This is a genomic window from Nitrospirota bacterium (genome assembly GCA_040756155.1).
Taxonomy (GTDB): Bacteria; Nitrospirota; Thermodesulfovibrionia; order JACRGW01; family JBFLZU01; genus JBFLZU01.
Genome location: JBFLZU010000116.1, coordinates 1 through 2426, shown reverse-complemented (window position 1 = coordinate 2426; position 2426 = coordinate 1). Strand labels below are relative to the sequence as shown.

The 2426-nt window shown below is 42.1% G+C and carries 2 protein-coding genes; both read left to right on the top strand.

All coding sequences use genetic code 11. From position 1 onward, the window contains the following. The first annotated feature begins 316 nt into the window (after positions 1-316). A complete protein-coding gene (locus tag AB1488_11035) occupies positions 317-1573 on the top strand; it encodes a glutamate-5-semialdehyde dehydrogenase (protein ID MEW6410623.1) in 1257 nt (418 codons plus the stop codon). 7 nt (positions 1574-1580) lie between these two features. Further along, on the top strand, positions 1581-2426 hold the full coding sequence (locus AB1488_11030; protein ID MEW6410622.1) for an ATP-binding protein: 846 nt from the start codon (positions 1581-1583) through the stop codon (positions 2424-2426).

Genomic DNA, 2426 nt, shown 5'->3' with positions numbered 1-2426 from the left:
GTTAGAAAGATAAAGGGTGCAAAGACATCAGAGATCGAGAGAATGCTCGGCTATAAATATGATGATGAGGTAATACACAGGGATAACCTCGTGATATTGTAGACAACTTAAAGAGTTCGAGGGTTCAGGGATTCGAGGTTTCGGCTGTCATTCCTGCGGAAGCAGGAATCCAGCTCTTGTAAATCAAAAATCAAATATCAAAATGCAAAATTATGGAATTCCTTAATCCTGACCTGTCGTCAGGACAGGTTTTGATTTTTGATTTTTGCATTTTAAATTTTCACTTGAATCCTTGAATCCTTTCATGGGAGGATTTATGGATATAAAAGGCTATGTGCTAGAAAAGGCTAAAAAGGCAAAAGAGGCGTCGCGCAGCCTTGCAAACCTTTCCTCGGAGGTTAAGAACAGGTCTCTTATCAAGATGGCTGATAGTCTTGAGTTAAATGCAGATGAACTGATCTCTGAAAACAAAACAGACATTAAGACTGCTGAGGAGAAGGGGCTTTCAAAGGCGATGATAGACAGACTCACTCTAAATTCAAAAAGGATAAAGGAAATGGCAACAGGTTTAAGGGAGGTAACACAGTTACCTGACCCTGTAGGTGAAGTTATAAAGATGTGGAGGAGACCGAATGGGATGCAGGTTGGAAGGATGCGTGTCCCAATAGGTGTAATAGGTATAATCTATGAATCAAGACCGAATGTTACCGCCGATGCAACAAGCCTCTGCCTCAAGGCAGGAAATGCAGTAGTATTAAGGGGTGGTTCAGAGGTTATAAATTCTAACAAGGCGATTGTCAAAATACTTGCAACAGCAGCTGAAGAGGTGGGCATAATAGGGGATGCTGTAACATTCATAGATGTCCCTGAAAGAGAGGCTGTCCTCGAGATGCTTAAACTTGAGGATTATATAGACCTCATTATCCCGCGTGGAGGAGAAGGACTCATCAGAACAGTGGTAGAAAACTCAAAGATACCGGTAATAAAGCACTACAAGGGTGTTTGCCACACCTATGTTGATTCAGAGGCAGACCTCGATATGGCAGAGGAGATATGTTTTAATGCAAAGGTTCAGAGACCAGGGACTTGCAATGCGATGGAGTCAATGCTTGTGCACAAGGATGTGGCAAAGGATTTCCTCCCAAGGATGATTAAAAGGTTAAGAGAGGCAGGGGTGGACATATTCGGATGCCAGAAAACACAAAATATGGTTACGGATATAAAGCCTGCATCGGATAAAGACTGGGGAAAGGAATATCTTGATTTGATATTGAATGTAAAGGTTGTTGAAGATATGGATGAGGCACTTGAGCATATCGCAAGATACGGCTCGCAACACTCGGATGCCATCGTGACAGAGAATTATCAAAAGGCGATGAGATTTCTAAGAGAGGTTGATTCCTCTGCTGTATTTGTGAATGCCTCAACAAGACTTAATGATGGCTATCAGTTTGGTCTCGGTGCAGAGATAGGCATAAGCACAACAAAGATACATGCAAGGGGTCCGATGGGGCTTGAGGAACTTACCTGCACAAAGTTCATAGTACTCGGTGATGGACAGCTGAGAATGTAAATCTACCATGATAACGCAATTGATTGATGACACCTTTGAATTTATTCTCCCTTCAGCCTTAAAGCATGATTTCCTTGATCTAAGAGAGATACACTTTATTGACCCCTATGGAATGGTAGGAATTCTCGAAGTCGGAGGAGCCCTTAAGTCGAAAGGGAAATACCATATCCTTCGTCTCCCTGAATCAGAAAGCGTTCTTAAGTATCTTGAAAGAATGGATTTCTTTAAATACGCAGATAAATACTTTGATCTTGAACCTCTTCAACCTGTGATTCCAGATAAGTATCTCAGAAGTTCTTACTCTGATGTTCTTCTTGAGATTACACCGATAGAAAAATCAGATGATATACATTTTATTGTAGGGAAGGTAAAAAGCCGCGCCCATACGATACTTGAACGTCATCTGCATTATAATGAGCGGACTATAGATGGCTTCATCGTTGCCCTATCAGAGGTCTGTCAGAATATACTTGAACATAGCGAAGAGACAGGATTTGTAGGTGTTCAGAAATACCATTTTCAGGGTATTGGCAAAAATGTTGTAAAAATTGCTGTCATGGACATAGGGATAGGTTTCAGGAAATCCCTTGAAGAGAGGTTTAGATTGGGGAACGACCTTGATGCCATAGAAAAGGCATTGCTTTATGGTGCATCCCGATATTCTGATGAAGGTAGAGGTCATGGCTTAAGGGCGGTGAGGCGTTTTATAGAGGAATGGCAGGGGAAACTTTCCATCCGTTCTGGTACTGCGAGGCTTTCGATAATACCATCGTGGTCGTGGGGAAAAGAGAGAGAAACCAATCTTGCCTATTTCCCGGGCGCCCAGATAGGAATGATTTTGCCTGAGGTGTAA